This window comes from Candidatus Magnetobacterium casense (genome assembly GCF_019173545.1).
Lineage (GTDB): Bacteria > Nitrospirota > Thermodesulfovibrionia > Thermodesulfovibrionales > Magnetobacteriaceae > Magnetobacterium > Magnetobacterium cryptolimnobacter.
The window spans coordinates 1-2,630 of sequence record NZ_JABXWD010000435.1; the positions used below are offsets into that span (position 1 = coordinate 1).

Genomic DNA, 2,630 nt, shown 5'->3' on the forward strand with positions numbered 1-2,630 from the left:
CGGATTAACTTGCCTTCCGATGTACGTACCGGTTGAGCCATAAGGTTGGGCTTGCTGCAACTCAGACGTCCCGTGGAGGTACTTGTCAGGCTGAAATTGGCGTGTACCCGGCCATCGACATCCACAAGATTGAGCGCTGCCTCGGCATAGGTTGACCGGAGCTTGGTGTATTGGCGGTATTCGAGGAGCAGGTCAACAACCGGGTGGGTGCCTTTGAGGGGTGATAATACTTCACGTTCTCCGGTGGGGTAAACGATTTTGCCGTTGGGCTTTTTCGTGGGCTGCTTCTGTGGGGGAAGTTTCAGTTCCTTGAATAGCATGTCCGATACTTCATCTGGAGAGTTTAAGTTGTAGCGCTTGGACACCACGTCATAGATTCGTTTTTTAGCTTCCTCGGCCCTGGTCCCGAAGTACTCCCCCAGATCCTTGAGAACTGAAACGTCAGCCTCGATCCCGGACCTGTGCATATCAATGACCATCGGTAGAGTGTCACAGTCCATGCGCACCACCGGCCATAAATCGAAGCTTTGGATGATGGGAGATAGGGTCCTGTGCACGCGCAGGGTGGCATCGGCGTCTCGGCAGGCATAATAACGGGCCTCGGCAATGGGGATGTCGGCAAGGGTGGCGCGGGGGAGAGGGCCGAGAAGTTGTTCGACTTGATTTCGACCGCGCTCGGGGTCAAGCTTAAGCCAGGACGATGTAAGGTCAGTTTTGGTGTCCAGGATATAAACATCGACGTCATGTTTCATCAGCAGCTTCTTGACCTTTCGCACTACATTTTGTGGTTGTACTTGGAGGTATACCCCATTGCGGAGTTCAGTAATCGGAGGGGGATTAGGGAGTGTTAATCCGGCGGCCTGCTTCAGATACGCCCTGGTCAGTGTCTCCTGGGCATCGCGCAACACGTCTTCGTATTCCTCCATATCCATCCCACAATGACGCTTGGCAAGGGATTTCAAGCCCAAGGGCTCGACCTGGAGGAGATAAGCCATGTCCATGGTATCCTCGACTTGTCCGAGTGGCACTGTGACCCCCAGGGACTCCAAAACGGGGATATCAAACAAGGCTTTGTGAAACACGATGCGGAGATTGGGCCTGGTCAAACTCTTTTTAAGCACCTCCAGACATGCGATATCGGTAACCGGGATAAAGTACGCCTTACCAGGGCTCATGCATACCGTCACGCACCACACAGGATCATGTAATCCTGGGGATGAACCCGTGGGGAGGGTCTCGGTGTCTATAGCGACAATGCTGGTGAATGCCAGTTCAAGCTCAAGTCTGCGAGCTGTTGCCAACACGTACTTTTCAGCGCCCTTGTATAAGTCTTCCGGGGCGGTAAACTTTTCTCCATGGAGAACCGAGCTTACACGCTGGAAATCGTACTGAACCCGGTTCATGGTTTCCGGAGCCTTGAGACCGGCGGCGATATGGTAACAGGGGATGACTGTGGGGCGGTACGCCGGATCGGACTCAACCGGGAATACTTGATGAGGGATGCCGTGGACTGTTTCCATGTCAACGTTGTTACCCAGGAGGGCGCGGGTGCTGAACCGGCCCACGGTGATGATGTGATCCGGGCGCACTTCAGCAATTTCATATTTCAGCCACGAGGAACAGCATTGTAGCTCCAGAGGTTTGGGATCTCGGTTCTTAGGCGGGCGACACTTGACAACATTCGTGACGTAGCATTGCTGGTAACGGTCAAGACCCATTCGAGTGCACAAGTTGTTCAGTTCGCGTCCACTGGGGGCGTCGCGGTAGAATGGGACGCCATGTTCGTTTTCTTGTTCTCCGGGACCTTCACCAATGATCATGACCGGGGCATGTGAGAGTGATGCTCCGGGGCCCTGACCCAATACCGGGGCGGATTTGTCCGGGGGATCCAGGTACCACAGGGCCGATAACGGGCAGTCGAAGCAGTTCGCACGGTCGCGGGCATAGATGAAGTTATAACGCCGGTTGGAAGATGGAGCATCAGTCATATCGGCCATTTCGTCCCTCCTGTTAATCTATTAATCTACTTGTGTCGTGTAAAACACATCCCCCACAAACCCGTCTCCGTCGCGCAAGGTCTCCCAAATATCCTCCTGGCGCACAAGCACCTTCCCCCAATTAACGTCCTCGTCCATTGTCAATTCCACCCAATACAGGTGTGATTTTTTGCGCGAAGGAAAGTTAATCATTTCGGTTACGCCTTTAACGGAGATGATGAACCGGGCCTTGGAAGGATCCGGGGCTTTGATAGCTGGAGAAGGGTCATGGACGGCAAGGAAGACCATTGTTCCCATTGCCAGAACAAACACCCCAGCTCCACCGATTAATTCCCCAAGTCTGTTTACCAGTCCCCCTACCAGTCCCCGACTTTCCCGAACTGATCCTCTACGTGATAATGGGACCTGCGCCTGGTGTTGAGTTCCTTTTGTACGTTGACCGATTCGGCTTCGTAGTTTTGTATGAACCATGTCTCACCCAATAGCCAGTCCAAATAGGTGTCCGGGACGAAATCGAAGTCGCTTTTGATGACCCGGTAAAAATTGGTGCTCCGTTTGGGGTAGAATGGACGTGCACTTTCAGGATCAGTTCGGGAAAGTCGGGGACTGGTAGGGGGACTGGTAAACAGACTT

General features: G+C 53.4%; 3 protein-coding genes. All 3 read right to left on the reverse strand.

Annotated features, from left to right (window positions below):
- Nucleotides 1-1,997: DNA polymerase (locus HWQ67_RS15950; protein WP_218253676.1), on the reverse strand; the 1,997-nt coding region annotated here is incomplete at its 3' end.
- A gap of 21 nt (nt 1,998-2,018) precedes the next feature.
- Nucleotides 2,019-2,309 carry a hypothetical protein gene (locus HWQ67_RS15955; protein WP_218253677.1) on the reverse strand — a complete coding sequence of 97 codons (291 nt, stop codon included), beginning with the start codon at nt 2,307-2,309 and terminating at the stop codon, nt 2,019-2,021.
- Between the two features lie 44 nt (nt 2,310-2,353).
- Nucleotides 2,354-2,630, reverse strand: a 277-nt coding sequence (locus HWQ67_RS15960) for a hypothetical protein (RefSeq protein WP_218253678.1), incomplete at its 5' end; no start/stop codon positions are given.